Origin of the sequence: Streptomyces sp. SID1328 (assembly GCF_009865595.1) — a bacterium.
In the GTDB taxonomy this organism is placed as follows: Bacteria; Actinomycetota; Actinomycetes; order Streptomycetales; family Streptomycetaceae; genus Streptomyces; species Streptomyces griseoluteus.
The window spans coordinates 1-3,353 of sequence record NZ_WWKH01000094.1 but is presented as its reverse complement, the minus strand read 5'-3'; the positions used below and the strand labels follow the sequence as shown (position 1 = coordinate 3,353).

The following is a 3,353-nucleotide window of genomic DNA, read 5'->3' as shown; positions in this document are numbered from 1 at the left end:
GAGGAACGCAAGGCGCAGGCCCTGCTCATGCTGGAATCCGTCACCCGCAACGTCTCGGTGTCCACCCTCTCCCGCTTCGCACGCGCCGGCTGGATCGACCGGCGTGCCGAGCTGGGCGCCGCGCGTGCCGCGACCCGCGAGCTGTCGCTGCGCCCGGACAACCCGGCCGTCCCCGTCCGCACCCTCTCCGGCGGCAACCAGCAGAAGGCCGTCCTCGCCCGCTGGCTGCTCCGCGGCTGCCGGGTGCTGCTGCTCGACGAGCCCACCCGCGGCGTCGACGTCGGCGCCCGCGCCGAGCTGTACGCCGTGGTCCGCCGGCTCGCCGACGAGGGCCTCGCCGTGCTGCTGGTCTCCAGCGAGGTGCCCGAGGTCCTCGGCCTCGCCGACCGTGTCCTGGTGCTCCGGGAGGGCCACGTCGTCCACGAGGCACCCGCCCGCGAACTCGACGAGCACCGCGTACTCGACCTCGTCATGGAAGGAAGCCCGGCGTCATGACGCAGCCCGTCTCCCCGCCCCGGTACGACAGCGGCAAGGCCCCCGCGACCGCGCGGCCCCCCGCCTGGCGCACGCTCGCGGCCCGCGCCGATGTCCGCACCCTCTCCCTGCTCGGCGTCCTCGCCGTCCTGATCGTGATCGGCGGGGTCACCAAACCGGACGAGTTCCTCGACACCCGCAACCTCCAACTCGTCCTCACCCAGGCGTCCGTGATCGGTGTCGTCACCGTCGGCGTGACCTTCGTCATCACCTCCGGCGGCATCGACCTGTCGGTCGGCGCGATCGTCGCCCTCGCCTCGGTGTGGGCGACCACGGTGGCGACCCAGGAGTACGGGTTCGCGGGCATCCTCTTCACGGCGCTCGCCGTCGGCGTGGGCTGCGGCCTGGTCAACGGCCTCCTCGTCGCCTACGGCGGCGTGGTCCCCTTCATCGCCACCCTGGCCATGCTCGCCTCGGCACGCGGACTCGCCCTCCAGATCACCGACGGACGCACCCAGATCGTCACCGTCGACTCCGTCCTCAGCCTCGGCGAGCGCGACGCCTACGTCCTCGGCATCCCGCCGCTGGTCCTGGTCTTCGCCGTCGTCACCGTCATCGGCTGGCTCGTGCTGAACCGCACCACCTTCGGCCGCCGCACCGTCGCGGTCGGCGGGAACGCGGAGGCGGCCCGCCTGGCCGGCATCGACGTCCGCCGCCAGCGCCTCTACCTCTACCTGCTCTCCGGACTGTGCTGCGGCATCGCGGCCTTCCTGCTGATCATCCTGGCGGGCTCGGGCCAGAACACCAACGGCAACCTCTACGAACTCGACGCCATCGCCGCCGCCATCATCGGCGGCACCCTGCTCAGCGGCGGCCGGGGCACCATCACCGGCTCGGTGCTGGGCGTGCTGATCTTCACCACGATCACCGACATCTTCGCCCTGAACAACCTGCAGAGCGACGTCCAGCAGATCGCCAAGGGCGCGATCATCGTCGCCGCCGTGCTGGTCCAGCGCCGTACCGCGAGCACGACCTGAGGAAAGGGTTCACCGCCATGCGACCGACCGTACCGACACCCCTGACCAGCCGCAGAGGGCTGCTCTTCGGCACCGCCGCCGTCGGCGCCGGAGCCTTCCTCGCCGGGTGCACGAGCAACGACCCGAAGGACGAGAAGACCGCCGCCGAGGACAGGCCCGCCGACGACAAGACCGGCAAGCACGTCACCATCGGCTTCGCCGGCCCGCAGGCCGACCACGGCTGGCTCAACGCCATCAACGACAACGCCAAGCGGCGGGCCCGCACCTACTCCGACGTCACCCTGGAGATCACCGAGGGCTCCAACGACACCGCCGCCCAGATCGGGCAGATCGAGACCCTCATCAACAAGAAGGTCGACGTCCTCGTGGTCCTGCCCGCCGACGGCAAGGCACTCACCCAGGTCGGCCTCAAGGCCATGCGCGCCGGCATCCCGGTCGTCAACCTCGACCGCGTCTTCAACACCCCGCAGGCGTACCGGTGCTGGATCGGCGGCGACAACTACGGCATGGGCCTCAACGCCGGGCACTACATCGGCGAGAAGCTCAAGGACACCCCCGACGCCCGGGTCGTGGAGCTGGCCGGCCTGGACAACCTGGAGCTGACCAAGCAGCGCACCAAGGGCTTCGACGACGCCCTGAAGAACTACCCCAACATCCGCAAGGTGGCCCGCCAGGCGGCCGACTTCACCGTGGAGTCCGGCCAGGCCAAGATGGCCCAACTCCTGCAGGCGCAGCGCAAGTTCGACGCCCTGTGGAACCACGACGACGACCAGGGCGTGGGCGCGCTGCGTGCCGTGGAACAGGCGGGCCGGGACGGCTTCCTCATGGTCGGCGGCGCCGGCGCGCTCTCCGCGTTCCAGGCCATCAAGCGCGACGACGGCGTACTGAAGGCGACCGTCCTCTACCCGCCCACCATGTCCGCCTCCGCCATCGACCTCGCCCGCGCCCTCGGCCAGGGCAAGGGCGTGGGCGGTATGGCCGAGTACGAGATCCCGGCCTCCGTCACGCTCTACTCCGCCGTCGTCGACAAGGACAACGTCGACCGGTACATGCCCACCGGCTTCCGGTGACCGGCCCCCGCCCCACCCGCACGGCACCCCGTACGAGGACGAGGAGAGGACCCACCGCATGGCAGAGCCGCAGAGTTCAGCAGGGGGCGGCACCCGGCCCGGCCCCGAGGACAAGCCGCCGTTGCGCATCGGGATGGTCGGTTACGCCTTCATGGGCGCCGCCCACTCCCAGGGCTGGCGCACGGCGGGCCGCGTCTTCGACCTGCCCCGCGAACCGGTCCTGTCCGTGCTGTGCGGCCGGGACGCCGGCGCCGTCCGCGCCGCCGCCGAGCGCCACGGCTGGGCGGCCACCGAGACCGACTGGCGTGCGCTGATCGCCCGCGACGACGTCGACCTGGTCGACATCTGCACCCCCGGTGACAGCCACGCCGAGATCGCGCTCGCCGCGCTCGCGGCCGGCAAGCACGTGCTGTGCGAGAAGCCGCTGGCCAACACCGTCGAGGAGGCGGAGGCCATGGCCCAGGCGGCGGAAGCGGCGTACGCACGAGGGAAGTTGGCCATGGTCGGCTTCAACTACCGCCGGGTGCCCGCCATCGCCCTCGCCCGCCGGATGATCACCGAGGGGCGGCTCGGCACCCTGCGCCATGTCCGGGTGAGCTATCTCCAGGACTGGCTGGTGGACCCGGAGTCCCCGCTGACCTGGCGACTGCGCAAGGAGGCGGCCGGCTCGGGCGCGCTCGGGGATCTGGGGGCCCATGTCATCGACGTCGCGCAGTACTTGGCGGGGGAGAGGCTCGTCGGGGTCTCCGCGCTCACCGAGACCTTCGTACGT

At 71.6% G+C, this 3,353-nt stretch carries 4 protein-coding genes; all 4 read left to right on the top strand.

Translation table 11 applies throughout. The annotated features are described in order from the left end of the window. Positions 1–495 (top strand): ATP-binding cassette domain-containing protein (locus GT030_RS02980; RefSeq protein ID WP_161199691.1); only part of this gene is annotated, 495 nt, incomplete at its 5' end. Continuing rightward, positions 492–1,511 (top strand): ABC transporter permease, encoded by a 1,020-nt coding sequence (locus GT030_RS02975; RefSeq protein WP_161199690.1) that lies wholly within the window; start codon positions 492–494, stop codon positions 1,509–1,511. The genes GT030_RS02980 and GT030_RS02975, both read left to right, overlap by 4 nt. A gap of 17 nt (positions 1,512–1,528) precedes the next feature. Then, positions 1,529–2,581 (top strand): substrate-binding domain-containing protein, encoded by a 1,053-nt coding sequence (locus GT030_RS02970; protein WP_161199689.1) that lies wholly within the window; start codon positions 1,529–1,531, stop codon positions 2,579–2,581. A 58-nt stretch (positions 2,582–2,639) separates the two neighbouring features. After that, the coding region (locus GT030_RS02965) for a Gfo/Idh/MocA family oxidoreductase (RefSeq protein ID WP_161199688.1) at positions 2,640–3,353 on the top strand (714 nt) is incomplete at its 3' end.

Bases quoted from the DNA above. Each gene is read 5' to 3' on its own strand.
- GT030_RS02970 (WP_161199689.1), top strand. From the start codon at position 1,529: ATGCGACCGACCGTACCGACACCCCTGACCAGCCGCAGAGGGCTGCTC.
- GT030_RS02975 (WP_161199690.1), top strand. From the start codon at position 492: ATGACGCAGCCCGTCTCCCCGCCCCGGTACGACAGCGGCAAGGCCCCC.